The sequence below is a fragment of the Chryseobacterium sp. Leaf394 genome (assembly GCF_001424105.1).
Taxonomy (GTDB): Bacteria; Bacteroidota; Bacteroidia; order Flavobacteriales; family Weeksellaceae; genus Chryseobacterium.
The window spans coordinates 199-448 of sequence record NZ_LMQH01000013.1 but is presented as its reverse complement, the minus strand read 5'-3'; the positions used below and the strand labels follow the sequence as shown (position 1 = coordinate 448).

The window sequence follows — 250 nt, the reverse complement described above, 5'->3', positions numbered from 1 at the left end:
CTGGAGCCAGAATCCTGCAACACCCAATAATATCAATATCAGCAGTGCATCACCGATGATTTATACCCATCCCGTAGCTGTAACGGCAAGAAATTACCTCATCAGCAATAAAGGCTGGACGATAACCGGAGATTCTTACGATGACAAATGTATATCGATTCTTTCCACAAAAGAAGATTTCACCGAAAATGATTTTCGTATTTATCCTAATCCTGCATCAGATTTTATTTATTTTAAAAATGTAAAAGAC

1 pseudogene is annotated in these 250 nt (G+C 36.8%); it reads left to right on the top strand.

Annotation, left to right across the window (positions count from 1 at the left end):
- A pseudogene (locus ASG21_RS20485) lies at window positions 1–250 on the top strand (hypothetical protein); the annotation flags it as partial.